The 26,963-nt window shown below is 60.9% G+C and carries 29 protein-coding genes, 1 pseudogene and 1 riboswitch; of the genes and pseudogenes, 22 read left to right on the forward strand and 8 right to left on the reverse strand.

Annotation, left to right across the window (positions count from 1 at the left end; all coding sequences use genetic code 11):
* Window positions 1–2: 2 nt before the first annotated feature.
* The 5 genes from PSPTO_RS08895 to PSPTO_RS08915 all read left to right on the forward strand — a co-directional run bounded on the left by PSPTO_RS08895 (window position 3) and on the right by PSPTO_RS08915 (window position 4,206).
* Complete coding sequence (locus PSPTO_RS08895) at window positions 3–1,076, forward strand: AI-2E family transporter (protein ID WP_005616381.1); 1,074 nt, start codon at window positions 3–5, stop codon at window positions 1,074–1,076.
* A 229-nt stretch (window positions 1,077–1,305) separates the two neighbouring features.
* A complete protein-coding gene (hda, locus tag PSPTO_RS08900; RefSeq protein ID WP_003381589.1) occupies window positions 1,306–2,010 on the forward strand; it encodes a DnaA regulatory inactivator Hda in 705 nt (234 codons plus the stop codon).
* On the forward strand, window positions 2,004–2,768 hold the full coding sequence (locus tag PSPTO_RS08905; RefSeq protein ID WP_005766661.1) for an NAD-dependent deacylase: 765 nt from the start codon (window positions 2,004–2,006) through the stop codon (window positions 2,766–2,768). Before hda ends, PSPTO_RS08905 begins: the two co-directional genes overlap by 7 nt.
* A 75-nt stretch (window positions 2,769–2,843) precedes the next feature.
* Window positions 2,844–3,566, forward strand: a complete 723-nt coding sequence (locus PSPTO_RS08910) for a C40 family peptidase (protein WP_044393666.1) — start codon at window positions 2,844–2,846, stop codon at window positions 3,564–3,566.
* A 94-nt stretch (window positions 3,567–3,660) separates the two neighbouring features.
* Window positions 3,661–4,206: a C40 family peptidase gene (locus PSPTO_RS08915; protein ID WP_005766666.1), complete on the forward strand. Its 546-nt coding sequence runs from the start codon at window positions 3,661–3,663 to the stop codon at window positions 4,204–4,206.
* 165 nt (window positions 4,207–4,371) lie between these two features.
* Here the strand turns inward: PSPTO_RS08915 and PSPTO_RS08925 are convergent, their stop codons facing one another.
* Window positions 4,372–5,700: a PQQ-dependent sugar dehydrogenase gene (locus tag PSPTO_RS08925; RefSeq protein ID WP_005766669.1), complete on the reverse strand. Its 1,329-nt coding sequence runs from the start codon at window positions 5,698–5,700 to the stop codon at window positions 4,372–4,374.
* 119 nt (window positions 5,701–5,819) lie between these two features.
* Window positions 5,820–6,034, forward strand: a riboswitch (cobalamin riboswitch).
* A 90-nt stretch (window positions 6,035–6,124) separates the two neighbouring features.
* On the opposite strand from PSPTO_RS08925, the gene cobO reads away from it, so the two are divergent.
* The 12 genes from cobO to PSPTO_RS30485 all read left to right on the forward strand — a co-directional run bounded on the left by cobO (window position 6,125) and on the right by PSPTO_RS30485 (window position 16,379).
* Window positions 6,125–6,736: a cob(I)yrinic acid a,c-diamide adenosyltransferase gene (gene cobO / locus PSPTO_RS08930; protein ID WP_005766671.1), complete on the forward strand. Its 612-nt coding sequence runs from the start codon at window positions 6,125–6,127 to the stop codon at window positions 6,734–6,736.
* Between the two features lie 39 nt (window positions 6,737–6,775).
* The gene (locus PSPTO_RS08935; RefSeq protein WP_005766673.1) at window positions 6,776–8,071 is read left to right on the forward strand and encodes a cobyrinate a,c-diamide synthase; all 1,296 of its coding nucleotides are present in this window, start codon (window positions 6,776–6,778) and stop codon (window positions 8,069–8,071) included.
* Entirely contained in the window at window positions 8,068–8,718 is a 651-nt protein-coding gene (gene bluB / locus PSPTO_RS08940; RefSeq protein ID WP_005766675.1) for a 5,6-dimethylbenzimidazole synthase, read from the forward strand. Before PSPTO_RS08935 ends, bluB begins: the two co-directional genes overlap by 4 nt.
* Window positions 8,715–9,623, forward strand: coding sequence for an adenosylcobinamide-phosphate synthase CbiB (cbiB, locus tag PSPTO_RS08945; protein ID WP_011103680.1), 909 nt, complete (start codon window positions 8,715–8,717; stop codon window positions 9,621–9,623). Before bluB ends, cbiB begins: the two co-directional genes overlap by 4 nt.
* Entirely contained in the window at window positions 9,616–10,620 is a 1,005-nt protein-coding gene (gene cobD / locus PSPTO_RS08950) for a threonine-phosphate decarboxylase CobD (protein ID WP_011103681.1), read from the forward strand. Before cbiB ends, cobD begins: the two co-directional genes overlap by 8 nt.
* Window positions 10,617–12,077 carry a cobyric acid synthase gene (locus PSPTO_RS08955; RefSeq protein ID WP_005766682.1) on the forward strand — a complete coding sequence of 487 codons (1,461 nt, stop codon included), beginning with the start codon at window positions 10,617–10,619 and terminating at the stop codon, window positions 12,075–12,077. The genes cobD and PSPTO_RS08955 overlap by 4 nt, the downstream gene beginning before the upstream one ends.
* Window positions 12,078–12,599, forward strand: a complete 522-nt coding sequence (gene cobU, locus PSPTO_RS08960; RefSeq protein WP_005766684.1) for a bifunctional adenosylcobinamide kinase/adenosylcobinamide-phosphate guanylyltransferase — start codon at window positions 12,078–12,080, stop codon at window positions 12,597–12,599.
* Window positions 12,596–13,648, forward strand: a complete 1,053-nt coding sequence (gene cobT, locus PSPTO_RS08965) for a nicotinate-nucleotide--dimethylbenzimidazole phosphoribosyltransferase (RefSeq protein WP_005766686.1) — start codon at window positions 12,596–12,598, stop codon at window positions 13,646–13,648. Before cobU ends, cobT begins: the two co-directional genes overlap by 4 nt.
* Complete coding sequence (gene cobC, locus PSPTO_RS08970; protein ID WP_005766688.1) at window positions 13,645–14,217, forward strand: alpha-ribazole phosphatase family protein; 573 nt, start codon at window positions 13,645–13,647, stop codon at window positions 14,215–14,217. Before cobT ends, cobC begins: the two co-directional genes overlap by 4 nt.
* Before the next feature lie 5 nt (window positions 14,218–14,222).
* Window positions 14,223–14,954 carry an adenosylcobinamide-GDP ribazoletransferase gene (locus PSPTO_RS08975; RefSeq protein ID WP_011103682.1) on the forward strand — a complete coding sequence of 244 codons (732 nt, stop codon included), beginning with the start codon at window positions 14,223–14,225 and terminating at the stop codon, window positions 14,952–14,954.
* 106 nt (window positions 14,955–15,060) lie between these two features.
* Window positions 15,061–16,260: an MFS transporter gene (locus tag PSPTO_RS08980; protein WP_161797812.1), complete on the forward strand. Its 1,200-nt coding sequence runs from the start codon at window positions 15,061–15,063 to the stop codon at window positions 16,258–16,260.
* Window positions 16,257–16,379, forward strand: coding sequence for a hypothetical protein (locus tag PSPTO_RS30485; RefSeq protein ID WP_003381613.1), 123 nt, complete (start codon window positions 16,257–16,259; stop codon window positions 16,377–16,379). Before PSPTO_RS08980 ends, PSPTO_RS30485 begins: the two co-directional genes overlap by 4 nt.
* Here PSPTO_RS30485 and PSPTO_RS30650 read toward each other — a convergent pair.
* Window positions 16,376–16,426: pseudogene (locus tag PSPTO_RS30650) on the reverse strand (LEPR-XLL domain-containing protein); the annotation flags it as partial. The gene PSPTO_RS30485 and the pseudogene PSPTO_RS30650 overlap by 4 nt on opposite strands.
* 14 nt (window positions 16,427–16,440) lie before the next feature.
* On the opposite strand from PSPTO_RS30650, the gene PSPTO_RS08985 reads away from it, so the two are divergent.
* On the forward strand, window positions 16,441–16,992 hold the full coding sequence (locus PSPTO_RS08985) for a glutathione peroxidase (protein ID WP_011103684.1): 552 nt from the start codon (window positions 16,441–16,443) through the stop codon (window positions 16,990–16,992).
* Between the two features lie 650 nt (window positions 16,993–17,642).
* Here PSPTO_RS08985 and PSPTO_RS08990 read toward each other — a convergent pair.
* From PSPTO_RS08990 to PSPTO_RS09000, 3 genes are all read right to left on the reverse strand, one after another.
* Window positions 17,643–18,908, reverse strand: a complete 1,266-nt coding sequence (locus PSPTO_RS08990) for an OmpP1/FadL family transporter (RefSeq protein ID WP_046463934.1) — start codon at window positions 18,906–18,908, stop codon at window positions 17,643–17,645.
* Between the two features lie 250 nt (window positions 18,909–19,158).
* Window positions 19,159–19,377, reverse strand: coding sequence for a hypothetical protein (locus PSPTO_RS08995; RefSeq protein WP_003378914.1), 219 nt, complete (start codon window positions 19,375–19,377; stop codon window positions 19,159–19,161).
* Window positions 19,378–19,857: 480 nt separating this feature from the next.
* Complete coding sequence (locus PSPTO_RS09000; protein ID WP_005766701.1) at window positions 19,858–20,163, reverse strand: hypothetical protein; 306 nt, start codon at window positions 20,161–20,163, stop codon at window positions 19,858–19,860.
* 758 nt (window positions 20,164–20,921) lie between these two features.
* Between PSPTO_RS09000 and rmuC the strand changes: the two genes are divergently transcribed.
* Together rmuC and PSPTO_RS30490 are read left to right on the forward strand one after the other, a co-directional pair.
* A complete protein-coding gene (gene rmuC, locus PSPTO_RS09005; RefSeq protein ID WP_163004347.1) occupies window positions 20,922–22,286 on the forward strand; it encodes a DNA recombination protein RmuC in 1,365 nt (454 codons plus the stop codon).
* A 194-nt stretch (window positions 22,287–22,480) separates the two neighbouring features.
* Window positions 22,481–22,603 (forward strand): PA1414 family protein, encoded by a 123-nt coding sequence (locus PSPTO_RS30490; RefSeq protein ID WP_003378919.1) that lies wholly within the window; start codon window positions 22,481–22,483, stop codon window positions 22,601–22,603.
* A 90-nt stretch (window positions 22,604–22,693) separates the two neighbouring features.
* Here PSPTO_RS30490 and PSPTO_RS09010 read toward each other — a convergent pair whose 3' ends face one another.
* Window positions 22,694–23,008: a hypothetical protein gene (locus PSPTO_RS09010; RefSeq protein ID WP_005766707.1), complete on the reverse strand. Its 315-nt coding sequence runs from the start codon at window positions 23,006–23,008 to the stop codon at window positions 22,694–22,696.
* 228 nt (window positions 23,009–23,236) lie between these two features.
* Here PSPTO_RS09010 and PSPTO_RS09015 point away from each other — a divergent pair, with 228 nt between their 5' ends.
* Window positions 23,237–23,836 (forward strand): tRNA-uridine aminocarboxypropyltransferase, encoded by a 600-nt coding sequence (locus PSPTO_RS09015; protein ID WP_005766709.1) that lies wholly within the window; start codon window positions 23,237–23,239, stop codon window positions 23,834–23,836.
* Between the two features lie 100 nt (window positions 23,837–23,936).
* Window positions 23,937–24,899, forward strand: a complete 963-nt coding sequence (locus tag PSPTO_RS09020) for a DMT family transporter (RefSeq protein ID WP_005766711.1) — start codon at window positions 23,937–23,939, stop codon at window positions 24,897–24,899.
* Window positions 24,900–24,923: 24 nt separating this feature from the next.
* Here the strand turns inward: PSPTO_RS09020 and PSPTO_RS09025 are convergent, their stop codons facing one another.
* On the reverse strand, window positions 24,924–25,538 hold the full coding sequence (locus PSPTO_RS09025) for an NAD(P)H-dependent oxidoreductase (protein WP_011103689.1): 615 nt from the start codon (window positions 25,536–25,538) through the stop codon (window positions 24,924–24,926).
* Entirely contained in the window at window positions 25,531–26,925 is a 1,395-nt protein-coding gene (locus tag PSPTO_RS09030) for a class II fumarate hydratase (RefSeq protein ID WP_005766716.1), read from the reverse strand. Before PSPTO_RS09030 ends, PSPTO_RS09025 begins: the two co-directional genes overlap by 8 nt.
* Between the last annotated feature and the right edge of the window lie 38 nt (window positions 26,926–26,963).

The following is a 26,963-nucleotide window of genomic DNA, read 5'->3' on the forward strand; positions in this document are numbered from 1 at the left end:
TGATGACTGATACGCGGCGTTGGTTCTGGATTGGCGGCCTGGCCTTGCTGATCGCATTCGTGGTGCTGCTGCACACAATCCTCACCCCTTTTCTGGTGGCGTTGCTGCTGGCGTACATGGGCGATCCGCTGGTGGATCGTCTGGAGCGTGCCGGTCTGTCCAGGACGTTAAGTGTGGTGGCGGTGTTTGGTCTGTTCACCCTGGTATTAATGACGTTGCTGCTGGTACTGGTGCCGATGCTGGCCAAACAGTTGTTTCGTCTGTACGAGCTGGCCCCGCAGATACTTGACTGGCTTCAGCACTCGGCCATGCCGTGGGTGCAGGCCAAATTCGGTCTGGCCGATGGCTTCTGGAAGTTCGACAAGATAAAAGCAGCCATTTCCGAGCACATGGGCCAGGCCGGGGATATTGTGTCCATCGTGCTGTCCCAGGCCACGGCTTCCGGCCTGGCGCTGATCGGCTGGCTGACCAATCTGGTGCTGATCCCGGTGGTGTGTTTCTACCTGTTGCGTGACTGGGACCTGATGATGGGCAAGGTGCGCGGCCTGCTGCCACGCCAGCGCGAAAGCCAGATCGTCAAACTGGCGGGCGAGTGCCACGAAGTCTTGGGCGCGTTCATTCGCGGCCAGTTGCTGGTCATGGTCGGCCTGGGGGTGATCTACGCTGCCGGCCTGATGCTGGTCGGCCTTGAGCTGGGCCTGTTGATCGGGGTCATCGCCGGTCTGGCAGCCATCGTGCCTTATATGGGCTTTGTGATCGGCATCGGCTCGGCGCTGGTTGCCGGGCTGTTCCAGTTTGGTGGTGATTTGTACCCGATGATGGGCATTGTCGCCGTGTTCATGATCGGTCAGGCCCTCGAAGGCATGGTGCTCACGCCCTTGCTCGTGGGCGATCGTATCGGTCTGCACCCGGTTGCGGTCATTTTCGCGATCCTGGCGGGTGGCGAGCTGTTCGGCTTCACAGGCATCCTGCTGGCGTTGCCGGTTGCGGCAGTCATCATGGTGCTGGTGCGCCACATGCATGACGTCTATAAAAGCTCCGAAGTCTATGCCGGTGCGGAAGATCCTGATCTGTAGCCCCCGCCTGTGACATCGAAGCAGGCCTCTTCGCAGCGCTGCGAAGAGGCCTTTTGATACACCGGCTTCACTGCGCAAAACCTCCTTCCTGTGTTCCCGCTTTCGCCGTCCTGACGCAAACCTTTGATTTTGCTTGAGGTCTGTCGCATTGTGCGACCCGCCTCACGGGTATAAACTTTGCGCTCTTTACACAGAGGCCCTTGACGGTTTGCATGAGCCGTTAGTCAGCATGAAACCGATTCAGCTGCCCCTGAGTGTGCGTCTGCGTGATGACGCCACCTTCGTCAATTACTATCCAGGCGCCAATGCCGCTGCACTCGGCTATGTCGAGCGGCTGTGCGAAGCCGACGCCGGATGGACGGAAAGCCTTATTTATCTGTGGGGCAAGGATGGAGTAGGGCGCACGCACCTGCTGCAGGCTGCGTGCCTTCGTTTCGAGCAACTGGGCGAACCTGCGGTCTATCTGCCGCTCGCCGAAGTCATCGATGAAGGCATCGAGCTGTTCGACCATCTGGAGCAGTACGAGCTGGTGTGCCTTGATGACCTGCAAGCGATCGTCGGCAAGCCGGAATGGGAAGAAGCCCTGTTTCACCTGTTCAACCGTTTGCGTGACAGCGGCCGTCGTCTGCTGATTGCAGCGTCCAAGTCGCCACGCGAACTGCCGGTCAAACTTCCCGATCTCAAATCCCGCCTGACCATGGCGCTGGTGTTCCAGATGCGCGGGCTGTCTGATGAAGACAAACTGCGCGCCCTGCAACTGCGCGCTTCGCGGCGCGGCCTGCACCTGACCGATGATGTCGGCCATTTCATCCTGACCCGTGGTACGCGCAGCATGAGTGCCCTTTTCGAGTTGCTCGAGCGCCTCGATCAGGCGTCATTGCAGGAAAAACGCAAGCTGACGATCCCTTTCCTTAAAGAGACGCTTGGGTGGTAGATCAGGCGCTGGTGTTACAAGCCGCATCCGCGTTACGCCATGCGAAGCGTATTCTGGTCATCACCGGTGCGGGCCTGTCGGCGGATTCCGGTCTACCGACCTATCGCGGTGTAGGCGGGCTTTACAACGGCGAGACCGAGGACGGGCTGCCCATCGAAATGGCCCTGTCAGGCCCTATGCTGCGCCGTGACCCCGAACTGTGCTGGAAATACATCGCCGAACTGGGCAAGGCCTGCCTGGGCGGTGAGCCCAACGTTGCGCATTACGCCATTGCCCAGTTACAACGTATCAAGCCCGAGTGCTGGGTGCTGACCCAGAACGTCGATGGCTATCATCGCGCTGCCGGCAGCCCGCCTGAGCGTCTGATCGAAATTCACGGGCAACTCTCGCCGCTGTTTTGCCAGTCGTGTGCCGCACAAGACCCTCAACTGAGTGAGCATTTGCAGCGTCCATTGCCGCCGTTATGCCGACTCTGTGGTGGCATTCTGCGACCGCCCGTCGTTCTTTTTCAGGAAATGCTTCCGGAAAGGGCACTGGAAACACTGTATGAACAACTGGCTACAGGCTATGACGCAGTGCTGAGTATCGGCACCACGGCAAGCTTCCCCTACATTCACGAGCCGGTCATTCGCACCAGAGTTTCCGGGGGCTTCACCGCAGAAATCAATCCGCAGCCAACCGACCACAGCGCGCAGATGGACGTCTTTTTGCAGTGCCGGGCAGCACATGTCATGGCGGAACTCATAAGTCACATCTAGTTCGATTGAATTTGCAAATCGCTTTCATAAAAGGCATAGTCTCGCCATCTTAACTAGTCAGCCGCGGTTGTGCCCATGCCCGTTGTTCGCTTCGCACCCCTCGTGCCTCTCGCACTCGTTACCTTCCTGTTCGGTTGCTCGGCCAATATGCCGGTTGCACAGCACGAGCAGGCTCAGCCGGTTCCCCGTTATCAGAACACCGTCACTGCACAGTCCGCAGCGCGCCGCGCTGATGCAGCAGTGCTGCAGGACGAGCTGGCGACCGAAGACGAACTGAACCAGTTCGCAGACAACACCTCCTACAAACTGCCGGTTCTGGCCGACAGTATTCTCGAACGCGGCAAGGCGCTGATCGGCACGCGCTACAAGTTCGGCGGCACGTCGACCTCGTCGGGCTTCGATTGCAGCGGTTTCATTGGTTATCTGTTTCGTGAAGAGGCCGGCATGAGCCTGCCACGTTCCACTCGCGAAATGATCAACGTAGACGCCCCTCTGGTTTCACGCGGCAACCTCAAGCCTGGCGATCTGCTGTTCTTCAGCACCCGCGGCAAGAAAAGTGTCGTGAGCCATGCGGCAATCTACGCCGGCAATCAGCAGTTCATTCATTCCAGCAGCCGCCGCGGCGGCGTGCGCATCGACAGCCTTGATGACGCCTACTGGAGCAGGACGTTCATCGAAGCCAAGCGGCCTCTGGCGATGGCACCGGGCACGGTGGCTGTAAAGTCCACGCCTGTTGCAACGCAGACAACGGCCATGACTTCGACTACAGTCAAGTCCGCGCCCAAACGGCGTAAATAACCAAATAGAACACGCAGAACAAGACCTTCGGGTCTTTCTGTGTTTTTGAGCTTCTCGGCAGCGTAAGCCGCATCCGGATCAGGTTGTTGTGTTTATGTCGATTGTTTTGCGCCTGATGGTCATCTGTGTTGCCGCGTTGCTGGGCGCTTGTGCCAGCGCGCCGCCACCGCCCAAAGTACCCCGGATTGTTCAGCGTCCGGTGGTCACCGCTCCCCCTCAGATTCTTTCTCCGGCTGCCGAAGACGTGCTGTTTCGTGCGTTGGGCCTGGTCGGCACGCCCTATCGCTGGGGCGGCAACACGCCAGATTCCGGTTTCGATTGTAGCGGCCTTATAGGCTATGTCTATCGTGATGCGGCGGGCATTTCCCTGCCACGTTCCACCCGCGAGATGATCGTGATGGGTGTGCCGAATATTCGTCGCGAGCAGTTGCAGTCGGGTGACCTGGTATTTTTCGCCACCTCGGGCGGTTCGCAAGTGTCCCACGCGGGCATCTACGTCGGCGAAGGCCGCTTCGTGCATGCCCCCGCCACCGGCGGCACAGTCAAACTCGACAGCCTCGACAAGCCTTACTGGCAGAAAGCCTACCTCAACGCCAAGCGCGTGATTCAGCCAGCAAGCCTGGCGCAGATTCGACCGTAGTCTGGTCAAAACTTATCGTGCGACGCTCTGCGTCGCATGCCCTTCAGGACGCTCCGCGTCCTCTTGCGACGCGGAGCGTAGAGAACTGCATTCCCACGCTGGAGCGTAGGGAACGATAATCTCAACTATCGTGCGGCGCTCCGCGTCAAACCTCTACGCTCGGCGTTATTGAGCCGCCTTGGCCGATGTCACGCGCCAGATCTTGTTGCCGACGTCATCCGCCACCAGCAAACCGCCGCGCTGATCGTTGACCACACCGACCGGGCGGCCCATGGCTTTTTCGTCTTTGTTGAGAAAGCCAGTCAGCACATCGACTGGCGTGCCGTTGGGCTTGCCGCCGCTGAAGGGAACAAACACCACTTTATAGCCGCTGTGCGGTTTGCGGTTCCATGAGCCATGCTGGCCGATGAACAGGCCTTCGTTGAACGGCGCAGCCAGGGTCTTGCCGTCGGCGAACACCAGGCCCAGTGACGCGGTGTGCGGGCCGACCGCGTAATCCGGGGCGATGGCCTTGGCGACCAGTGCCGGGTTCTGCGGTTTGACGCGTTCGTCGACGTGCTGGCCATAGTAGCTGTAAGGCCAGCCATAAAAAGCGCCGTCCTGCACCGAGGTCACGTAGTCAGGCACCAGGTCGCTGCCGATTTCGTCACGCTCGTTCACTGCCGTCCACAACTTGCCGGTTTTTGGCTCCCAATCCATCCCGTTCGGGTTGCGCAGGCCGGACGCAAAGATGCGGTGCTTGCCCGTCGCGGCGTCCACTTCCCAGATCGCCGCGCGGCCTTCTTCCTGGTCCATGCCGTTTTCGCCCACGTTGCTGTTGGAGCCGACCGTCACGTACAGCTTGCTGCCGTCCTTGCTGGCAATTACGTTCTTGGTCCAATGGTGGTTGAGCGTGCCGCCCGGCAGGTCAACCACCTTGGTTGGCTGTGCGCTGATCGACGTCTGGCCCGCTTCATACGGAAAGCTGATCAGGCGGTCGGTATCGGCCACATAGAGTTTATTGCCCACCAGCGTCATGCCGAAGGGCGAATTGAGGTTCTGCAGGAAAACGGTGCGGGTTTCTGCGACGCCATCTTTATCGACATCACGCAGCAAGGTGATGCGGTTGGCGCTCGGTACGCCAGCGCCAGCGCGGCCCATGACTTTCTCCATGACCCAGCCGCGAACGCCTTTGGAGTCATCCGGCTTGGCGGGCGAATTGGTTTCCGCGACCAGTACGTCACCGTTGGGCAGCACATACAGCCAGCGCGGGTGATCCAGCCCTTCAGCGAAGGCAGCCACCTGAGTGCCGGGTGCGGCCACCGGTTTGGCGCCTTTTTCCCAGCCGATGGCAGGCGCGATATTGACGGTCGGGATCAGCGTCTTGTTCGGCTCCGGCAGCTTGGGCGAGGGGCCTGTTCCATCCGAGACTTGCAGGGTCGAAGACTCGCCGCAGGCAGCGAGGCCGCCGGCAACCAGAAGCAGCACTGCATAGTGGGGTCTGAGTGTGAACATGATCGATCTCCATAAACAAAGGCGTGGTCCAGTAACTGATAGAGGCCCTGCAAACCGTCGAGGTTCAATCGTGTTCCCGGGCTGCGCTGTCGATTGACGCTCTCGGCCCAACCCTCTACCCTTCGCGGCTTGTTTCAGGTGCTCTGCAATCCTCGATTGGCAGGGTGAAACAGGGAAGCCGGTGTGGATCGACCGATCCGATCCCGGCGCTGCCCCCGCAACGGTAAATGAGTCAAGGCTGTGCATCGTGCCACTGTGTTTCGACACGGGAAGGCGCGCAGCCGGGGTAACCCGCTCATGAGCCCGGAGACCGGCCTGAACCACTCAATGGCATCACGGAGGGTGATGCTCTGTGCAGGGCGTAGCCGTGCTGTCCAGTGCTGTCCTTCCGTCTGCTTTCGCCTGCCCCGAGCGGAGAGCCAAGATGAACGAATCCCCCGAACGCGACGAACGCCATCTGGCGCGCATGCAGCGCAAAAAAGCCGTGATGGACGAGCGCATTGCCAGCTCGCCCAATGAATGCGGCCTGCTGCTGGTACTGACCGGCAATGGCAAAGGCAAGAGCAGTTCCGCCTTCGGCATGCTCGCCCGGGCCATGGGCCACGACATGCAGTGCGGTGTGGTGCAGTTCATCAAGGGCCGCAACAGCACTGGCGAAGAAATGTTCTTCCGGCGCTTTCCTGAACAAGTGCGTTATCACGTGATGGGCGAGGGTTTCACTTGGGAGACCCAGGACCGCCAGCGCGACATCGCCGCCGCCGAAGCGGCCTGGGCCGTGTCGCAGGAAATGCTCCGCGATCCGAGCATTGGCCTGGTCGTGCTCGACGAGCTGAACATCGCCCTCAAGCATGGCTACCTCGACCTTGAACAGGTGCTGACTGACCTGCAGGCGCGCCCGCCGATGCAGCACGTGCTGGTGACTGGCCGTGGCGCCAAACCCGAATTGATCGACCTGGCCGACACGGTTTCCGAGATCGGTGTGGTCAAGCATGCGTTTCAGTCCGGTATCCGTGCGCAAAAAGGTATCGAGCTGTGAGCCATTCGTCATGAGAACTGCGTCAATGGGAGCACTGCAATGAGAGCCCCGCGCCATTGCCCGGCGGTATTGATCGCTGCGCCTGCCTCCGGGCAAGGCAAAACCACGGTGACCGCTGCACTCGCACGTTTGCACCGCAATCAGGGCCGCAAGGTCCGGGTGTTCAAGTGCGGGCCGGACTTTCTTGACCCGATGATCCTCGAGCGGGCCAGCGGCGCGCCGGTCTATCAACTGGACATGTGGATGGTCGGTGCGGATGAAAGCCGTCGGCTGTTGTGGGAAGCGGCTGATGAAGCGGACCTGATCCTCATCGAAGGCGTCATGGGGCTGTTCGACGGCACGCCATCCAGTGCCGATCTGGCGCGTCACTTCGGCGTGCCGGTGCTGGGCGTGATCGACGGCACCGCGATGGCGCAGACCTTCGGCGCGCTGGCGCTTGGGCTGGCGCGCTATCAGCCCGATTTGCCGTTTGCCGGGGTATTGGCCAACCGCGTCGGCACCGTGCGCCACGCGCAGTTGCTGGAAAACAGCCTGACCGAAGGCCTGCGCTGGTACGGCGCCTTGTCGCGTGAAGTCGGTTTCGAGTTGCCGAGCCGCCATCTGGGGCTGGTGCAGGCCAGTGAGCTCAACGACCTCGACCTGCGTCTGGACATGGCCGCCGCCGCGCTGGCCAGCACCTGCGAAGTGGCGTTGCCGCCTGCGGTGACGTTTACCGCGCCTGATCCGGTCGAGGTCGAGCCGCTGCTCAAGGGTGTGCGCATTGCTATTGCCCGCGACGAGGCCTTTGCCTTTCTATATGGCGCGAGCCTGGACCTGCTGCGCAATATGGGCGCAGAGCTGACGTTCTTCTCGCCAATCCATGACAGCCAGCTACCCGAAGCCGACAGTCTGTATCTGCCGGGCGGCTACCCGGAGCTGCATCACCTTGCGCTGGCGGCCAACACCTCAATGCAGGCCGCGATCAGGGCTCACCACAATGCCGGCAAACCGATGCTGGCCGAGTGCGGCGGCATGCTTTACCTGCTTGATGCCTTGACCGACGTGGAGGGCGTGCGCGCCGAACTGGTCGGGCTGCTCGCCGGTGAAGCGGTCATGCAGAAGCGTCTGGCGGCGTTGGCCCTGCAAGCGGTCGAGCTGCCCGAAGGCACGCTGCACGGCCACACGTATCACCATTCGCTGACCAGCACCGAGTTGCAGCCGATTGCCCGTGGCGTCAGCCCCAATGGCGGGCGGGGGGCCGAGGCGGTCTATCGCATCGGGCGCTTGACCGCCTCCTACGTGCATTTCTATTTCCCGTCCTGCCCGCAGGCGATTGCGGCGCTGTTCAAGCCATGACCGAGCACGCCTTCAGCGCCGAAGAACGGGCTGCGGTGTACCGCGCCATCGCCGAGCGCCGTGATATGCGCCATTTCAGCGGCGGCACGGTGGCGCCCGAACTGCTGGCGCGCTTGCTGGAAGCCGCGCATCAAGCGCCCAGCGTTGGCCTGATGCAGCCGTGGCGTTTCATCCGCATCAGTGACCCGGCATTGCGCAGCAAGATGCAGGCGCAGGTTGAAGAAGAGCGCATCCGCACTGCCGAAGCACTGGGCGAGCGCACCGACGCGTTCATGAAGCTCAAGGTCGAGGGCATCAATGACTGCGCGGAAGTGCTGGTCGCCGCGCTGATGGAAGGTCGTGAGCAGCATATCTTTGGCCGTCGCACCTTGCCGGAAATGGACATGGCTTCGTTGTCCTGCGCCATTCAGAACCTCTGGCTGGCCTCGCGTGCCGAAGGGCTGGGCATGGGCTGGGTGTCGCTGTTCGACCCTGATGCGCTGGCCGCGCTGTTGAACATGCCTGAAGGTGCCAAGCCGCTGGCGATCATCTGCCTGGGGCCGGTGAACGCATTTTATCCTGCACCGATGCTGGTCATGGAGGGCTGGGCGCAGGCGCGTCCGCTGCATGAACTGCTGTATGAAAATCAATGGGGAGTGAGTCAATGAGTGTGGCGCTGTTGAGCGTCGCCGGTGTGGCGCTGGATGCGTTGCTCGGTGAGCCGAAACGCTGGCATCCACTGGTGGCGTTCGGAGGCTTTGCCAACCGTGTCGAGCAACGCTTCAACAGCGGCGGGCGTGGCTGGCGCAGTCATGGCGTCACTGCCTGGGTGATTACAGTCGTGCCGTTGACGCTGCTGGCCACGCTGTTGAGCTGGTTGCCTTACATCGGCTGGCTGTTCGAGATTCTGGCGTTGTACTGCGCGCTGGGCATGCGCAGCCTGGGTGAGCACGTGCAGCCGGTGGCGCAGGCGTTGCGCGCCGATGATCTGGACGAGGCGCGGCAGCGGGTCGGTTATCTGGTCAGTCGCCAGACCAGCGAGCTGGACGCCACCGAGGTCGCCCGCGCCGCCACCGAGTCGGTGCTGGAGAACGGCAGCGATGCGGTGTTCGCCGCCTTGTTCTGGTTTATCGTGGCCGGTGCGCCCGGCGTGGTGCTGTACCGGCTGAGCAACACGCTGGACGCCATGTGGGGCTATCGCAACGAGCGTTTCGAGCGTTTCGGCTGGGCCGCGGCGAGAATAGACGACCTGCTCAACTATATTCCTGCACGCCTGGTGGCGCTGACCTACGCCTTGTTGGGCAAAACCCGACTGGCGCTGCACTGCTGGCGCACTCAAGGGCCAACCTGGGACAGCCCCAACGCAGGCCCGGTGATGGCCGCTGGCGCAGGCGCGCTGGGCGTCGAACTGGGTGGCGCAGCTATTTATCACGGCGAACTGCATGAGCGTGCGCAACTGGGCGAGGGCGCTCCTGCCGATGCGGACTCGATCGATCGCGGCTGGCAACTGGTGCAACACGGCGTCTGGTTGTGGCTGCTGGTCATTTGTGTGGCGGCTGAATTTTATGCTTGAGCACGGCGGGCGGCTGCGCGCAGCGGCGCAGCGTTACGGTATCGATCAGGCCGACTGGCTGGACCTGTCCACCGGCATCGCGCCTTGGCCGTGGCCGATTCCCGATATACCGGCGTGTGCCTGGGCGCGGCTGCCCGAGACCGAAGACGGTCTGGAAGCCGCGGCCTGTGCCTATTACGGTGTGCCTCAATTGTTGCCGGTGTCTGGTTCGCAAGCCGCGATTCAGGCGCTGCCACGGGTGCGCAGCGGCGGGCGGGTCGGCGTGTTGTCGCCGTGTTATGCCGAGCACGCGCATGCCTGGCGCAAAAGCGGCTATGTCGTGCGTGAGGTCGGCGAGCAGGAGGTCGAGTATTTTCTCGACAGCCTCGACGTACTGGTGGTGGTCAACCCCAACAACCCGACCGGCCTGCACCTGAGCACCGAGCGCCTGCTGGAATGGCATGCGCGACTGGCCGAGCGCGGTGGCTGGCTGGTGGTGGATGAAGCGTTCATGGACAACACGCCAGGCCTGAGCCTGGCGGCCGAGACCTGGCGCATCGGGCTGATTGTGCTGCGTTCGTTCGGCAAGTTTTTCGGCCTGGCCGGGGTTCGGCTTGGCTTTGTGCTGGCTGAGCCGGTCTTGCTGAAAATGCTCGCACAGGAGATCGGCCCGTGGTCGGTCAGCGGCCCGACCCGGATCATCGGCCAGGCCTGCCTGAGCGATCTGCCTGGGCAGGCCCGGCAACGCGAGCGCAGTGATCGGGCCTGCGACCGGCTGGTGGCATTGCTTGATCACTACGGTCTGACGCCAGATGGCGGCTGCGCGCTGTTTCAATGGTTGGTGACTGCCGAGGCGCAGTCGCTTTACGAGTTCTGTGCGCAACGCGGCGTCCTGTTGCGTCTGTTCATGGGTGACACGCCCGAGTCTGGCAGCCTGCGTTTCGGCTTGCCCCGCGACGAGGCCGACTGGCAGCGTCTGCACAACGTTCTGCTTGAATACCGCAAGGAGTTTGCATGACCACGCTGATGGTGCAAGGCACCACTTCCGATGCCGGTAAGAGCACGCTGGTGACGGCACTGTGCCGCTGGCTGACCCGCCAGGGCGTCAAGGTCGTGCCCTTCAAGCCGCAGAACATGGCGCTCAACAGTGCGGTGACGGCGGATGGCGGCGAGATCGGTCGTGCGCAGGCGGTACAGGCGCAGGCGTGCTTCCTGGCGCCGCACACCGACATGAACCCGGTGCTGCTCAAGCCCAACAGCGACACCGGCGCGCAGGTCATTATTCATGGCCGCGCCGTCACCACCATGAATGCGGTGGCCTACCACGGCTATAAAGAGATCGCCATGCAGGCGGTGCTGGAGTCGCATCGTCGGTTGAGCGAAAGCTACCCGGTGATCATGGTCGAAGGCGCGGGGTCGCCTGCTGAAATCAACCTGCGTGCCAATGACATCGCCAACATGGGCTTTGCCGAGGCCGTGGACTGCCCGGTGCTGTTGATTGCCGACATCAATCGTGGCGGCGTGTTTGCTCATCTGGTCGGCACGCTGGAGCTGCTGTCGCCCAGCGAACAGGCGCGGGTCAAAGGCTTCATCATCAACCGTTTTCGCGGCGACATTGCCTTGCTGCAACCGGGGCTGGACTGGCTTGAAGCGCGCACCGGCAAACCGGTGGTCGGCGTGCTGCCCTACGTGATGGACCTGCACCTGGAGGCCGAAGACGGCCTTGATCAGCGCCAGACCGACAAGGTCGAGCAGGTCCTGAATGTGGTCGTGCCGGTGCTGCCGCGCATCAGTAATCACACCGATTTTGACCCGCTGCGCCTGCATCCGCAGGTCAACCTGCAATTCATCGGCCCGGGCCAACCCATTCCGCCTGCCGACCTGATCATTCTGCCCGGCTCGAAAAGCGTGCGCAGCGACCTGAATTACCTGCGCGCCAACGGCTGGGAAACGGCCATCGACCGGCATTTGCGTTACGGCGGCAAGCTGATGGGCATCTGCGGCGGTCTGCAAATGCTCGGCGAGCACCTGCACGACCCGCTGGGGCTGGAAGGCGCGGCGGGTTCCAGTGCCGGTCTGGGCCTGCTGGCGATGAGCACGGTGCTGGAAACCGAAAAGCAATTGCGCAACGTGCGCGGACGCCTGACGCTGGAAGACGCAGAAGTCAGCGGCTATGAAATTCATGCCGGCGTGACCACGGGCGCGGCGCTGGAGCAGGCTGCCGTTCAACTGGACGATGGCCGTTGCGACGGCGCGCAGAGTGCCGACGGACAGATTCTCGGCACTTACCTGCACGGCCTGTTCGAGTCGCCTGCCGCCTGCAGCGCGCTGTTGCGCTGGGCGGGGCTGGAAAACGTCCAGTCGGTGGATTATCACGCGTTGCGCGAGCGCGACATCGAGCGGCTGGCGGACCTGGTGGAAAAGCATCTGGACGGCACCTTGCTCCGTGAGCTGTGCGGCCTGGAGGCGACCTGAATGCTGCAACTGATACTTGGGGGGGCGCGGTCCGGCAAAAGTCGCCTGGCGGAGAAACTAGCGGCCGACTCGGTGCTGAGTGTGATCTACATCGCCACCAGCCAGCCCCTTGATGGCGAGATGAATCAGCGTGTTGCCAGCCATCGCGCCCGTCGCCCCGATCATTGGGGGCTGGTCGAAGAACCTGTCGAACTGGCGCGGGTGCTGCGCGAAAACGCCGCGCCCGGCTGCTGTCTGCTGGTCGATTGCCTGACCCTGTGGCTGACCAACCTGCTGATGCTCGACAACCCTGAGCGTCTGATTCAGGAGCGTGAAGCGCTGCTCGACTGCCTGGCGGAACTGCCGGGTGAAATCATTTTTGTCAGCAACGAAACCGGGCTTGGCGTTGTGCCGCTCGGTGAGCTGACGCGCCGCTACGTCGACGAAGCCGGCCTGTTGCATCAGGCGCTGGCCGAGCGTTGCCAGCGAGTCGTACTAACCGTTGCTGGTCTGCCCCTGACATTGAAAGGAACCGCGCTATGAGTAATTCCTGGTGGCTCAAACCTGCACAGGCCATTGACGTACCGATGCGCGAAGCGGCACTGGCGCGTCAGCAACAACTGACCAAGCCCGCCGGTTCGCTGGCACAACTGGAGCGCTTGGCAGTGCAGCTTTCCGGGCTGCAAGGGCGCGAGCGTCCGGCTGCCGACAAACTGTGGATCGCAATCTTTGCCGGTGACCATGGCGTGGTCGCGGAAGGTGTGTCGGCATATCCACAGGAAGTCACCGGGCAAATGCTGCATAACTTCGTCAATGGCGGCGCAGCCATCAGCGTGCTGGCGCGGCAGCTTTCGGCGCAACTGGACGTGGTGGATCTGGGCACGGTGTCGCCGATGGATTTGCCCGGTGTACGCCATTTGCGTATCGGCGCGGGCACGGCCAACTTTGTCGACGGGCCGGCCATGACGGTCGAGCAGGGCCTTGCTGCCTTGCAGGCCGGGCGTGACAGCGTGTTGCGCGCCAAGGCGGTCGGCACCGAGCTGTTCATCGGCGGTGAAATGGGCATTGGTAACACCGCTGCGGCCAGCGCCGTGGCCTGCTCGGTGCTGGAATGTGCCGCGCCGTTGCTGGTCGGCCCCGGCACCGGGCTGAACGCCGAAGGCATTGTGCACAAGACCCGGGTCATCGAGCGCGCCTTGGCGTTGCATGCCGAACATGCGGGCGACCCGTTGCAGAGCCTGTTCTGCCTGGGTGGCTTCGAGATCGCTGCATTGACCGGCGCTTATCTGGCCTGCGCGCAGGAAGGCATCGTGGCAATGGTCGATGGCTTCATCTGCAGCGTGGCCGCACTGGTGGCGGTGCGCTTGAACCCATCCTGCCGCGACTGGCTGCTGTTTGGTCATCGCGGTGCCGAGCCTGGGCATCGGCACTTGCTGGAAACCCTGCAGGCCGAACCGCTGCTTGACCTGGGTCTGCGCCTGGGCGAGGGCAGCGGTGCGGCACTGGCCGTGCCACTGGTGCGTCTGGCCTGCGAGCTGCACAACGGCATGGCGACGTTTGCCGAGGCTGCCGTGGCAGATCGCCCGGCATGAGCGTGCGTCTGGACCTGCTGCGCCACGGTGAAACCGAACTGGGCGGCGGCCTGCGCGGTAGCCTGGATGATGCGCTGACTGATCTCGGCTGGCAGCAAATGCGTTCGGCTGTTATTGACGGCGGCCCCTGGGACCGGATTGTCAGCTCGCCGTTGCAGCGCTGCGCACGGTTTTCCGAAGAACTGGCGCAACGCCTGTCGTTGCCCTTGCAACTGGAGCCGGGTTTGCAGGAGCTGCATTTCGGTGACTGGGAAGGCCACAGCCCTGCGCAACTGATGGACACCGATGCTGAAGGTCTGGGGTTGTTCTGGGCTGACCCGTATACGTTCACGCCGCCCAATGGCGAGCCGGTGATCGATTTTTCAGCGCGGGTGCGCAATGCTGTGCAGCGCTTGCATCAGGCGTATGACGGTGAGCGCGTTCTGGTGGTCAGTCACGGTGGCGTCATGCGCCTGTTGCTGGCTCAGGCGCGCGGCTTGCCGCGTGAGCAGTTGTTGCAGGTGGTGGTCGGTCACGGCGCGCTGCTGTCGATTCAGGTCGCCGCTGGCGGTCTGCTCACGGAGGTCTGACACACATGTTGCCGTTCTGGATCGCCCTGCAATTTCTCGGCAGCCTGCCCATCCGTCTGCCCGGCATGCCGCGCCCCGCAGAGCTGGGCCGCTCGCTGTTGTTCTATCCGCTGGTGGGCGTGGTGTTCGGCACGTTGCTGCTGGGTTTTAACGCACTGCTCAGCGGTGCGCCGCTGCTGCTGCATGCCGCGCTGCTGCTCAGTGCCTGGGTGCTGCTCAGCGGCGGTTTGCACCTGGACGGTCTGGCCGACAGTGCCGATGCCTGGCTGGGCGGCTTCGGTGATCGCGAACGCACGCTGAACATCATGAAAGACCCACGCAGCGGGCCTATTGCAGTCGTCACGCTGGTAGTGGTGCTGCTGCTCAAATTTGCCGCCATTGTGGCGCTGATCGAAAGCCACAACAGCATCGGGTTACTGCTGGCACCGCTGATCGGGCGCAGCGCAATGCTCGCCTTGTTCCTCGGCACGCCCTACGTGCGTTCCGGCGGGCTGGGGCAGGCGCTGGCCGATCATCTGCCGCGCAGCCTCGGGCGTAAGGTGTTGCTGGTCAGTACGGTCGCGTGTGTGGTGCTGGCCGGTTGGTCTGGAATAGCGGCGCTGCTGGTCTGCGCGGTGTGTTTCTACTGGTTGCGGCACATGATGATGCGCCGTCTGGGCGGCAGTACGGGCGACACGGCCGGGGCGTTGCTCGAGTTGTTGGAGCTGGCAGTAGTACTGACCCTGGCATTGCTTTAAAAGCCTTGCCAATGCGTTGTTGACAGCTTTTACCGGCAGCGCGTAGCTTCGCGGCTCCTATGTAAAATCATGTAACACAACGTGCAGGGAGCTCACCATGACATCGATCTGGCGTACCAGCGGCTGGATTCTGCTGGGCAGTGCGTTGATCCTGGCGTTATCGCTGGGCACACGGCACGGTTTCGGGCTTTTCCTGGCGCCCATGAGCGCGGATTTCGGCTGGGGGCGTGAGGTCTTTGCGTTTGCCATCGCGTTGCAAAACCTGATGTGGGGCCTGGCGCAGCCGTTTGCCGGCGCGCTGGCTGACCGCTTTGGTGCAGCAAAAGTCGTCTTTGTCGGCGGTATCCTTTATGCCGTGGGGCTGTTGTGCATGAGCATGGCTGATTCGCCCCTGAGCCTTTCGTTGAGCGCCGGGTTATTGATCGGCATCGGCCTGTCCGGCACTTCGTTCTCGGTCATCCTCGGTGTAGTAGGGCGTGCGCTGCCTGCCGAGAAACGCAGCATGGGCATGGGTATCGCCAGCGCGGCGGGCTCGTTCGGCCAGTTCGCCATGCTGCCTGGTACCCTGGGGCTGATCAGTTGGCTGGGCTGGTCCGGCGCCTTGTTGGTGCTGGGCGTGATGGTTGCGTTGATTCTGCCACTGGTGGGCATGCTCAAGGACACGCCGAGTGTTTCTAGAGGCGTCGAACTGACCCTCGGTGAGGCACTGCGTGAAGCCTGCTCGCATTCGGGGTTCTGGCTGCTGGCGCTGGGCTTTTTTGTCTGCGGCTTTCAGGTGGTGTTCATTGGTGTGCATCTGCCCGCCTACCTGGTGGACCAGCACTTGCCCGCCAAGGTCGGCACCACGGTGCTGGCGTTGATCGGGCTGTTCAATATCTTCGGCACTTACACCGCGGGCTGGCTGGGCGGGCGCATGTCCAAGCCGAGATTGCTGACAGCGCTCTATCTGCTGCGCGCGGTGGTTATTGTATTGTTTATCTCGGTCCCGCTCAGTCAGACCACGGCCTATCTGTTCGGCGTGGCGATGGGCTTGCTGTGGCTGTCCACCGTACCTTTGACCAACGGCACGGTGGCGACGCTATTCGGCGTACGCAACTTGTCGATGCTGGGCGGTATCGTTTTCCTGTTTCATCAGTTGGGCGCGTTTCTGGGGGGCTGGCTGGGTGGCCTGGTCTACGACCGTACCGGCAGCTACGACCTGATCTGGCAGGTATCAGTGCTGCTGAGCCTGCTGGCGGCTGCGCTGAACTGGCCAGTGCGCGAACGTCCGGTGGCCAGGCTGCAAGCGCAGGGCGGTCTGGCATGAGCGGGCGCTGGCCATTGCTGTCTGCCGTGCTGGCCGGCGTGGCGCTGCTGGGGCTGGTCTGGTGGGCCTGGCAACAGGTCGGGCTGGCCGCATTGCAACTGGGCCTTGGCGCTTGCTAGGCAGACGGCGTTGCTTGGGGTAGCGTGTCGGCAGACAACAATACTCTTCAGGGACGCCATGATGAAAATTCGCTTTGTTTCGATCCCTCTTCTGCTGCTTTCGATGAGCGGCGCGGTAATGGCCGCCGACTGCCCGCCGTTGTTGCAAGGGGAACTGCCCAAGCTGCGCGCCAAGGAAAACATCGACCTTTGCAAACGCTTCGCCGGCAAGCCGCTGGTGGTGGTCAACACCGCCAGCTTCTGCGGCTTTGCCCCGCAGTTCAAAGGGCTTGAAGAACTGAGCCAGCGCTACAAAGGGCAGGGGCTCGAAGTGCTTGGCCTGCCGTCCAACGACTTCAAACAAGAGGCCAAGGACGGCGAGGAGACCGCCAAAGTCTGCTACGTCAACTACGGCGTGACCTTCACCATGACCGAGCCACAAGCCGTGCGTGGTGACGATGCGACCCACCTGTTCAAAGTACTGGCCGAACAAAGCAGCGCGCCACGCTGGAACTTCTACAAATACGTGGTCGACCGTCAAGGCAAAGTAGTCGCCAACTTCTCCAGCATGACCAAACCGGATGATCCTGAATTGATTGCAGCGATTGAGAAGGCGATAGCGTCGAAGCCTTAGTCGGTGTTGAGTGTATGAATACGGTGTCATATCCTGCCCGTAATCGCTGCCCATAAACGAAAGCGCTTTTTTATCGCGGTGGCACTGACGACGTAGATTGCGACGTAAGTGACGGCTGAGTCCTGACGCTGATCCGGGGGATGCGAGGCAGGACGCCGAGCAAGCCGCACCGGGCCAAGGATGGCCCGTTGCGGCGGCCCCCGGATCAGTGACAGGGCGAAGGAACCCGACGACGTCGGGCCGGAAACGGAGCCGGGATTTTGGTTACTTTGATCCTTCAAAGTAACTCGCCGAGGGGCGAAAAGGTGCCTTGAGTCTTACATCAATACCCCTGACATCGCAGACCCCTTGTGTAACGTGCAGCGCCACAGAGGACGCAGAGCGTCCAGAACTGCATGCCGACGCGGAGCGTCGCACGATAGTTGAAATAAAGCGCTTTTCTAGCGCGGTGGCACTGACGCGCAGGGCCACATAGAGGACGCAGAGCGTCCAGAACTGCATACCGACGCAGAGCATCGGCACGATAGTCAAAGCACAGCGTGCCTGGCCGTTCCGGACTTGTGCATAATATTGAGCGCACCAAGCACGCAATAAAAAGCCCGCAACCGTTACCGGTTGCGGGTTTTTTTCAGCCTGATGACCGCTACTTATCAGAAACGATAGGTAACTGAAGTGCCAAGGCCATGCGCCGTATTGCGGTAATCGGCGCTGTACGAGCCTTTGGTCGCGCTGCTGTCGCGGATCTTGGTTTCATCTTCACGCAGGTACGAGTACGCCACGTCAATGGTCAGGTCGTCGGTCGGGCTCCAGCCAGCACCGAAGCTGATGATCTTGCGATCGCCAGTCGGGATGCGAGGGGATCGATTAACGTTGTTGGTCGGCGACTGATCAACAGAGAAACCAGTGCGCAGCGTCCACTCCTTATTGACCTTGTACGAAGCACCGATGGCGTGTGCCCAAGTGTCGTGCCAGTCCTGTTCTTCCGTAATGGTGCCAATGCTTGAGGCCAATGCTGTGGGCACGCCGCTGTTTTCGACCGTGATGTCTTTCAGGCGGCTCCAGCGAGTCCAGGTGCTGCCTGCATAAACGGTCCAGTTTTCATCAAGCTGCTGAGTGATGGAGAAGTCCACCGACTCAGGCGTGGAGATATCCAGCGAGGCGTCATACTTCTGACCGCCGAAAGGACCAAAACCAGAGCCTTCTACCTTGGTCTTGCCTTCGAGCTTGTAATCGACTTTGGAATGGTAAGTCAGACCCAGGCGCGTGGTGTCAGTAGCCTGCACCAGAATACCGGCATTGAAGCCGATTGCAGTGTCATCGCCCTTGATCTTCACCTTGCCATCGTTGGTGCCGAGGGACGCTCGGTTAGGGACAGCCGATGTCAATTCACCGTCGATACGGTTGATGGTCGGGCCAAAACCGATAGAAACCTTGTCATTGAATGCGTAGCTGACGGTCGGCTGAAAGGTCACGATCTGTACGTGGCTCTTGTCACCCCAGTAACGGCCGGCAAAGCCTTTCTCGTAATCAGTGACCAGGCCGAACGGAACGTACACGCCCAGACCAAATGCCCAGTGATCATCGATAGGTTTGACGTAGTAGCCCATTGGCACACCAACCACGGGAACCATGTCACCGTCGTTGCTGCCGCCGAACGTGCCACGACCATTGTCGATGTCGGTCTTGGCGATCACGGCTGCGGCGCCTACGCTGATTTGTTCGCGTTTGATACGCGACATGCCGGCAGGGTTGCCGAACACGGTGCTGGCATCGTCGGCGGAGGAGGAGCGACCTGCAAAGCCGGTGCCCATGCCGCTGATGCTTTGTTCGTTGAGGGCGAAGCCGGCAGCGAGCAGTTGAGAAGAAGCCAGACCCAGGGCGAGTCCAAGAGTTGTCCGGTTAAGTGCTTTTGTCATTATTTTCATTATTAGAACTCCTTGTTGTTCACCGATCGGAAATTACCAACATTTTCGATGGCGCGCTATAGCCTGAGGAGCCCGATTTAGAGCTATTCTTGTAGGACAATCCTGATTATGTGGTAAGAACTTCAATTTGTTACGAAGTTACAGTGACGCACTTTTGGTTTTTCGGGTCGCTATTATTGCAGGCATAAAAAAGCCCCGCTTTGCAGGGCGGGGCTTTCGGGCTTGCGGTGGACGGCTGTCGTCAGGCAATGAGGGCCTGACGGGTACGCTCGATCACAGCCTGCAGCGGTTCTGCGCTGGCGTACTGATCGGGGTACAGGCGTTCGCTGTGACGAGCGATGCCATGTTCGTTGACGATGGTGAAGCTGAAGCAGCCTTTGCGAGCGGCCATGATCAGGCAGTTCATCGGGGCAAAAGCATGGGTAAGCGTGTGAATTGCATGTTGAGTTTGAGTATTCATATTCAAGGTGTTTCCTGAAACAACACGGAACAATACCGTGCATAAATAAAGATTCCAGTAAACGCGGGCCGACATTTGATACAAAAGCCTGGCTGGGCGGAGAACCTGACTGGAACAAGACAGGCAGTTGAAGCGCGCTTTATAGTATGGCGCTCTGGCTGACCGGTAGGTACTTAGGAGGGCAGGCAACACAACAGGAGCAAAGGTTCTACGCTCCGGGTGAAGATCCTGATCAATTGCAGGCTGGTTGAAGCAGACCATGAGAGCCGTGTCTGCACTGCCACCCCAAATGGTGCATCAGTGCGAAAGGTTCATGTCTGGAAACCATCGAGGTGGTCGATCCCTTGTTGCCAACATTCTCGTCGCATGGAGGAGTGTCTGTCGGGTGACTTGTCGACCGGAATTGATTTTCAGCTTGGTACTAACGGCGGCAATACTACCGATGCCGCACCAGCAGTGCAAGGGGGCTATCGAATAAATTTACCAGTGCCCGATCAACCGATAGATCAGCACCGTCGCAGAGGCCACCATCGAGCAGCCCAGCAGGTAGGCGGCGATGGTCAGGCGCAGGGAGTGGCGGTGTTCGATCGCGCGCATGATGTCGCCGGTCTGGTTGATGCGGCCCCTGCTCAGGTCGCTGCAGATGATCAGCGTCACGGCAATGGCCGACAGCAGCACGGCGCACGCGAAAACACTGCCGTCCGGTGACGGCAGCACCAGGCTGGCCGCGACGGCGATGACGCAAACGGCCATCAGCAAGACAAACAACTTGAGTATTTCCCGCATTATCTTCCTGATGGATCCATTCATTGAGTCGTCGACGACTGACAACAGGGTATTTTTGAGCAGTGCTTTGACCGCAAAAAGCGCAGTTTATCGCCAGACGGGTTTTTCGGCAGCATTGCGCGGATGAAAGCGCTTGCGGTGGCGATGATTTGCGGGCCGTAAAAGCACGTGAAAGCCACGTATTTACTGAGAATACGATGCAATTGAGCAACGATTATATGAGGGATGAAATAGCTGAAAAAGGCCTGTGCCAGGAGTTGTGCACATTAGCGCTGCAAGCTGCCACATCACTGTCACAAGCGTTGCTAAGGGTTTGATTTATTATGGTGAATTATTAAGTCAATGAAAAACATCGTTTTTTTTAGCTGGTGAAAAAATCGTCAGTTTGAGCGCAGGCCCCATCCTGCTTGCGTTTGCGGAAGTTAAAGGTGGGTTGTCCACTGAGTTATCCACAGCTTCTGTGGATTGTACCGAGTGAATTGTCCCCGAATCAGGGGCTGTGCGTTGCGCTGAAAATGCGTACAATCCGTTCCCCCGATTTGCCCCCGCCTGATGATCTCGCCTCGCTGCACACGGTGTTTGTGCTGCATTATCCGCGTTACCCACACTGCCGCTGGCGATGATTCAGCCTGCATGGAGTCTTTATGGCACTGGACCTGAACAGCCTGTTACTGGGTCTTGCTGCAGCAGCGCTGCCATTGTTGGCATTGCTCTGGCAGTTACAGCGTCGCCTGGCGCTGCGTCAGGCCGAGAGCGCGCTGCTGGACGAACGTCTGAGCACGGCGCAAATGGCGCAGGAAGGTCTCAATGCACAGCTCGATGCCAGCCGTGACGAGGTCAGCGACCTTGGCCAGGCCAACGCGGCCAAACAGGCCGACCTCGCCGCGCTGCGGCGCGAAGTCGAGCTGTTGCGTCAGGACAGCGAGAACGCCCGTGAAACGGCGCAGGGCTGGAGCCATGAGCGGGCCAGCAGAGAAGCCGAGTTGCGGCGCCTGGACGCACACTGCGCAGCGCTGAATGCCGAGCTGCGTGAACAGCAGGACAGCCATCAACAGCGCCTGAACGACTTGCAGGGTTCCCGGGACGAACTGCGCGCGCAGTTCGCCGAACTGGCTGGCAAGATCTTCGACGAGCGCGAGCAGCGGTTTGCGGAAACCAGTCAGCAGCAGTTGGGGCAATTGCTCACGCCGCTCAAGGAGCGCATCCAGTCGTTCGAAAAGCGCGTCGAAGAAAGTTATCAGAACGAAGCCCGCGAACGTTTTTCGCTGGCCAAAGAGCTGGAGCGTTTGCAGCAGCTCAACCTGCGCCTGAGTGACGAAGCCACCAACCTGACCCGCGCGCTCAAGGGACAGAAAACCCAGGGCAACTGGGGTGAGCTGATTCTGGAGCGCGTGCTGGAACATGCCGGGTTGGAAAAAGGCCGCGAATATCAGACCCAGGTCAGCCTCAAGGGGCCGGATGGTGAACGCTTTCAGCCCGACGTCCTGATCATGCTGCCGGGCGACAAACAGGTGGTGGTCGACGCCAAGGTCAGCCTGACGGCCTATCAGCAGTACGTATCGGCTGATGACGATGTCATCGGTCAGGCTGCGCTCAAACAGCATGTACTGTCGTTGCGCAATCACGTCAAAGGGCTTTCAGGCAAGGATTACAAGCGTCTCGAAGGTTTGCACAGTCTGGATTTCGTGTTGTTGTTCGTGCCGATCGAGGCGGCGTTTTCAGCGGCCTTGCAGGCTGAGCCCAATCTGTTTCAGGAAGCCTTCGATCGCAATATCGTTATTGTCAGCCCCACGACGCTGCTCGCCACATTGCGCGTGATCGACAGCCTGTGGAAGCAGGAGCGCCAGAGCCAGAACGCGCGCGAGATTGCCGAGCGGGCAGGCTGGCTGTATGACAAGTTCGTGCTGTTCATTCAGGACCTGGATGAAGTCGGCAACCGTCTGCAACAACTGGACAAGGCGTATTCGGCCGCGCGCAACAAGTTGACCGAGGGGCGCGGCAACCTGATCAGCCGTAGCGAGCAGCTCAAGTTGCTGGGTGCGCGTGCCAGCAAAAGCCTGCCCGCCGACCTGCTTGAACGGGCGATGACAGATGGCGAGGGTTTGATTCGGCAGCCCGACTGATTTTTTCGGTGTCCATGCAACGTTCAGTAACAGGCCGTCCGTCGCAAAGACTAGAAGCAAGCCTGCACAAATGTCACATTGGCTGCATCGGAAAAATGTTTCCGTGACACTCGGCTAATGGTTCATTTGCTTCTATGATCCTTGTGAGTGATGAGTACAGATTGACTGCCGGGTTTTTCCCTCAAGGGGGCTCCATGAATACCAAACTGCAAGAATGGCTCCATGATCTGGGCGTTGCATTGGGTCTGATCGAACGACCAAAGCTGCAACCCATTCCGGTTCGCGCCGATGACAATCGTCGTCGTCAACGCCGGTAAACCTTTCGCCTGACCCTGCTGGCAGGGTAGCGAACGCTGCAATCTCATCGGGGCGCAATGGACCGCCCCGAATCAAGGGGCTGGCATTCTTCAATGCTGAAGTCCGGGCTTTCTTTTGCGTTTCTCGTCTTTTTCCTCTCTCGACTGTGTTTCCTTCCCCATCATGACCACCAGTTCGACGATCATGTGCAGAGAGAATTCGCTGGCGTTGTCGATTGCCTGCTGTTTGATGGGCCGTGGGAAGGTAAGGTCGAACGCTTCTTCCAGCGAGATGAAAAGGTTTTCGACGTCGTCGTCTTCGAGAAACAGTTCGCTGAACGTGGCACCTTCGTCAATGACGCTCTTGTCCACTAGAATGATGCCCAGTGCGTCAAACACCTTTTGTTTGATTGCTTCGCGATTCATGAAAGCCCCTGATGTTGATCTTGTCAGATTCAGCAGGCGTACTTCATTGACCAGCCCAAACCTCAAGGCTAGCTCAAATCGCTGTCGCGGCGACGGTTTGCCCCGGCGCAGCGGCGGCGTTTTGTTTAAACTACGCCGCTGTTCGACAGGCGGTTATGCCGGACCACAGGTCATGGCACAACGCAGCATGCTTGATTGACCCCCTAAAGACAGGCCGAGCGAGAATCGATGCCCCGCGCCCGCTGTAAACGATGCCTGCGCCCGACTGGGTATTGCCTCTGCGCCTTGATCCCGCAGATCGAAAGCCGCACGCGGGTGTTGATCCTGCAGCATCCTGATGAAGTCAGTCATGCCTTGAACACTGCGCGACTGGCAGCGTTGGGGCTGGTCAATGCGCAGCTGTGCGTGGGTGAAGTGTTCGATGATCTGCACACGCTTCTGAACCCGCCCGGCTACCAGGCGCGGCTGCTGTTTCCAGGCGACGCGGCCGAGACGTTGACGGCTTACGCGCCTGATGCCACGCCGATGCTGCTGGTCGTCCCGGATGGCACCTGGCGCAAGGCGCGCAAGCTGCTGCACCTCAACCCGCTGTTGGCCGCGCTGCCGAGGGTGACACTCGGCAGCGTGCCCGCTTCGCGTTATCGGCTGCGCAAAGCGCCGGGCCCGGAGGCGTTATCGACGCTGGAAGCCATCGTTCATACCTTGCAGACGCTGGAAGCGCCGAATGCTTTCGAGGCACTGCTCAAGCCTTTCGATGCCCTGATCGACGGCCAGATTCAAGCCATGGGCAACGACACGTATCAGCGCAATCACGGCAATCAACGGTAAAGAACACAATTTGCGACGTTAACCGTGCCCAGCTGTAGCTGTTGCTTTTCAGGTCAGCGCCTAGAATGGGGATCGTGTTTTACCTTTTTCGGAATTTTCGATGCACATCTCGTCTGGTCGCTGGGTCTATGGCCTGTGCCTGTCACTGTTGACCGCGCTGCTTTGGGGCATTCTGCCCATCAAGCTCAAACAGGTTCTGCAGGTCATGGACCCGGTCACCGTGACCTGGTTTCGTTTGTCTGTTTCCGGCGCGCTATTGTTCATCTGGCTGGCGTCGGTCAAGCGCCTGCCCAGCTTCAAAGTGCTGGGCCGCAAAGGCAAAGTGCTGGTGCTGCTGGCGGTGTTCGGGCTGGTCGGCAACTACGTGCTGTACCTGATCGGCTTGCGCCTGCTGAGCCCTGGCACCACGCAATTGCTGGTGCAGGTGGGCCCGATCTTCCTGCTGGTCAGCAGTATTTTCCTGTTCAAGGAGCGTTTCAGTCTGGGGCAGGGCGTCGGTTTGCTGGTGCTGCTGATCGGCTTCGGCTTCTTCTTCAATCAGCGTCTGGTGGAGTTGTTCACCTCGTTGGGTGATTACACCACCGGCGTGCTGATCATTCTGCTGGCTTCGACGATCTGGACCTTCTATGGCTTGAGTCAGAAACAGTTGCTGACCGTGTGGAATTCGCTGCAGGTCATGATGGTGATCTACCTGTTCTGTGCGCTGTTGCTCACGCCGTGGGCGCATCCTGCCGAGGCGTTGCTGTTGAGCCCGTTACAAGGTTGGTTGCTGCTGGCTTGCTGCCTGAACACGCTGGTGGCCTATGGCGCTTTTGCCGAGGCGCTGGCGCATTGGGAGGCGTCGCGGGTCAGTGCGACGCTTGCGCTCACGCCTTTGGTCACGCTGGCTGCGGTGGCAAGCGCCGCGTGGTTCTGGCCCGACTATGTGCAGGCTGAAGAGTTAAATGTGCTGGGTTACGGCGGCGCATTGCTGGTGGTGCTAGGGTCTGCGCTGACCGCGCTGGGCCCTTCGCTGGTTGCCGGCCTCAGGGCACGAAAGGCGAGGCTGGCGCAGGTTTCCTGACCGGCGCGTTGAGCGAAGCGCCCGTCAGCGCTTGCCCAAGGCCTGCGCTTGCACAATCCACTCCTGACGCTGTTGCTCGGTGGCGCTGTGTATCGGGGCAAACTCGGTCAGGCGCGTGGTCTTGATGCCGCAAAAGCTCAAGATAGTGCGCACCATCTGTCGGTGAGCCGGTGCGCCGTAGATCCAGCGAAAGTAGCGCGGCGGAGTGTCCATTGCCACCAGCAGTTCTGCCGTCCGACCCCTGAGCAATTCGTTGGCGTGCTGCTTGCGGCCGTGGGCCTTGGAGGCAAAGCCGGGCGTCAACACCCGGTCGAAGAAACCCGTCAGCAGGGCCGGCAAGCCGCCCCACCAGACCGGATAGACGAACACGAGATGCTCGGCCCAGTGAATCTGGCGCTGCGCCTCGAGCAGGTCAGGCTCCAGGGTCTGGGTCTGATCGTAGCCGTTGTGCAGAATGGGGTCGAAGTCCAGCTCGCCCAGCCTGATGATCCGCACCACGTGCCCCTCGCCCCGTGCAGTCTGCGCGTAGGCGTCGCCCAGTGCGTGGCAAAAACTGATGGCTTTCGGCGTACCGTAAACCATCAGGATGCGTTTGCCGTTGCCTTCCAGGGGTGTCGCGCCGCTTTTGGCGTCAACCATTGCTGCCCGCCTCCAGCATCTTGTCCGGGCGCACCCAGGCGTCGAACTCCTCGTCGGTCAGGTAACCCAGCGCCAGCGCTGCTTCACGCAGGGTCAGGCCTTCGGTGTAGGCTTTTTTGGCAATGTGCGCCGACTTGTCATAGCCGATGTGCGGGTTGAGCGCGGTGACCAGCATCAGGCCGCGTTCAAGGTGCTCAGCCATTTTTTCGGCGTCTGGCTCCATGCCGGCGACGCAGTGTTCATTGAAATTGCTGCAACCGTCGGCCAGCAGTCGGATCGACTGCAATACGTTGTGAATGATCACCGGCTTATAGACGTTCAGTTGCAAATGGCCCTGGCTGGCGGCAAAACCGATGGTCACATCGTTGCCCATAACCTGGCAGGCCAGCATCGACAGGGCCTCGCACTGAGTCGGGTTAACCTTGCCGGGCATGATCGAGCTGCCGGGCTCGTTGGCTGGCAACCTGACTTCCGCCAACCCGGCACGCGGGCCGGAACCCAGCAAGCGCAGGTCGTTGGCGATCTTCATCAGGGTGCCGGCCAGCGTTTTCAATGCGCCGGAAAGCGCAGCCAGCGGCTCGTGGCCCGCCAGTGCGGCGAATTTGTTCGGCGCGGTGACGAACGGCAAGCCCGACAGTGCAGCCAGTTCTGCCGCGATGGCTTCAGCGAAGCCTTTCGGCGCGTTGAGCCCGGTGCCGACTGCGGTGCCACCTTGCGCCAGTTCATAGACGGCGGGCAGGGCGGCGCGAATGGCTTTTTCTGCGTAATCCAGTTGCGCGACGAACCCCGAAAGCTCCTGGCCAAAGGTGATCGGCGTGGCGTCCATCATGTGCGTGCGCCCGGTCTTGACCAGCTTCATGTGACGCGCGGCCTGTTCGGCCAGCCCGCTGGACAGCTCGGCAATCGCCGGCAGCAGCTGTTCCTTGACCGCTTGCGCAGTGGCAATGTGCATGGCTGTCGGAAAGCAGTCGTTGGAGCTTTGCGAGCGATTGACGTGATCGTTGGGGTGGACCGGCGATTTGCCGCCACGGCCCTGGCCGGCCAGTTCGTTGGCGCGGCCGGCGATCACTTCGTTGACGTTCATGTTGCTCTGCGTGCCACTGCCGGTCTGCCAGACCACCAGCGGAAACTGCGCGTCGTGCTGACCGTCGAGCACCTCGTCGGCAGCCTGTTCGATCAGCCGGGCGATATCGGCCGGCAGGTCGCCGTTGCGGTCGTTGACGCGTGCGGCGGCTTTCTTGATCAAGGTCAACGCATGCAGAACGGCCAACGGCATACGCTGGTCGCCAATCGCAAAGTTGATCAGTGAGCGTTGGGTCTGCGCGCCCCAATAGGCATCTTCAGGGACTTCGATCGGGCCGATGCTGTCGGTTTCGGTGCGGCTCACTGGTCTTACTCCTTTAAGTACGTTGCAGGGTTAGGTGT

This window comes from Pseudomonas syringae pv. tomato str. DC3000 (assembly GCF_000007805.1).
In the GTDB taxonomy this organism is placed as follows: domain Bacteria; phylum Pseudomonadota; class Gammaproteobacteria; order Pseudomonadales; family Pseudomonadaceae; genus Aquipseudomonas; species Aquipseudomonas avellanae.

Bases quoted from the DNA above. Each gene is read 5' to 3' on its own strand.
- PSPTO_RS08895 (WP_005616381.1), top strand. From the start codon at position 3: ATGACTGATACGCGGCGTTGGTTCTGGATTGGCGGCCTGGCCTTGCTG.
- hda (WP_003381589.1), top strand. From the start codon at position 1,306: ATGAAACCGATTCAGCTGCCCCTGAGTGTGCGTCTGCGTGATGACGCC.
- PSPTO_RS08910 (WP_044393666.1), top strand. From the start codon at position 2,844: ATGCCCGTTGTTCGCTTCGCACCCCTCGTGCCTCTCGCACTCGTTACC.
- PSPTO_RS08915 (WP_005766666.1), top strand. From the start codon at position 3,661: ATGTCGATTGTTTTGCGCCTGATGGTCATCTGTGTTGCCGCGTTGCTG.
- PSPTO_RS08925 (WP_005766669.1), bottom strand. From the start codon at position 5,700: ATGTTCACACTCAGACCCCACTATGCAGTGCTGCTTCTGGTTGCCGGC.
- cobO (WP_005766671.1), top strand. From the start codon at position 6,125: ATGAACGAATCCCCCGAACGCGACGAACGCCATCTGGCGCGCATGCAG.
- PSPTO_RS08935 (WP_005766673.1), top strand. From the start codon at position 6,776: ATGAGAGCCCCGCGCCATTGCCCGGCGGTATTGATCGCTGCGCCTGCC.
- bluB (WP_005766675.1), top strand. From the start codon at position 8,068: ATGACCGAGCACGCCTTCAGCGCCGAAGAACGGGCTGCGGTGTACCGC.
- cbiB (WP_011103680.1), top strand. From the start codon at position 8,715: ATGAGTGTGGCGCTGTTGAGCGTCGCCGGTGTGGCGCTGGATGCGTTG.
- cobD (WP_011103681.1), top strand. From the start codon at position 9,616: ATGCTTGAGCACGGCGGGCGGCTGCGCGCAGCGGCGCAGCGTTACGGT.
- PSPTO_RS08955 (WP_005766682.1), top strand. From the start codon at position 10,617: ATGACCACGCTGATGGTGCAAGGCACCACTTCCGATGCCGGTAAGAGC.
- cobU (WP_005766684.1), top strand. From the start codon at position 12,078: ATGCTGCAACTGATACTTGGGGGGGCGCGGTCCGGCAAAAGTCGCCTG.
- cobT (WP_005766686.1), top strand. From the start codon at position 12,596: ATGAGTAATTCCTGGTGGCTCAAACCTGCACAGGCCATTGACGTACCG.
- cobC (WP_005766688.1), top strand. From the start codon at position 13,645: ATGAGCGTGCGTCTGGACCTGCTGCGCCACGGTGAAACCGAACTGGGC.
- PSPTO_RS08975 (WP_011103682.1), top strand. From the start codon at position 14,223: ATGTTGCCGTTCTGGATCGCCCTGCAATTTCTCGGCAGCCTGCCCATC.
- PSPTO_RS30485 (WP_003381613.1), top strand. From the start codon at position 16,257: ATGAGCGGGCGCTGGCCATTGCTGTCTGCCGTGCTGGCCGGCGTGGCG.
- PSPTO_RS08985 (WP_011103684.1), top strand. From the start codon at position 16,441: ATGAAAATTCGCTTTGTTTCGATCCCTCTTCTGCTGCTTTCGATGAGC.
- PSPTO_RS08990 (WP_046463934.1), bottom strand. From the start codon at position 18,908: ATGACAAAAGCACTTAACCGGACAACTCTTGGACTCGCCCTGGGTCTG.
- PSPTO_RS08995 (WP_003378914.1), bottom strand. From the start codon at position 19,377: ATGAATACTCAAACTCAACATGCAATTCACACGCTTACCCATGCTTTT.
- PSPTO_RS09000 (WP_005766701.1), bottom strand. From the start codon at position 20,163: ATGCGGGAAATACTCAAGTTGTTTGTCTTGCTGATGGCCGTTTGCGTC.
- PSPTO_RS30490 (WP_003378919.1), top strand. From the start codon at position 22,481: ATGAATACCAAACTGCAAGAATGGCTCCATGATCTGGGCGTTGCATTG.
- PSPTO_RS09010 (WP_005766707.1), bottom strand. From the start codon at position 23,008: ATGAATCGCGAAGCAATCAAACAAAAGGTGTTTGACGCACTGGGCATC.
- PSPTO_RS09015 (WP_005766709.1), top strand. From the start codon at position 23,237: ATGCCCCGCGCCCGCTGTAAACGATGCCTGCGCCCGACTGGGTATTGC.
- PSPTO_RS09020 (WP_005766711.1), top strand. From the start codon at position 23,937: ATGCACATCTCGTCTGGTCGCTGGGTCTATGGCCTGTGCCTGTCACTG.
- PSPTO_RS09025 (WP_011103689.1), bottom strand. From the start codon at position 25,538: ATGGTTGACGCCAAAAGCGGCGCGACACCCCTGGAAGGCAACGGCAAA.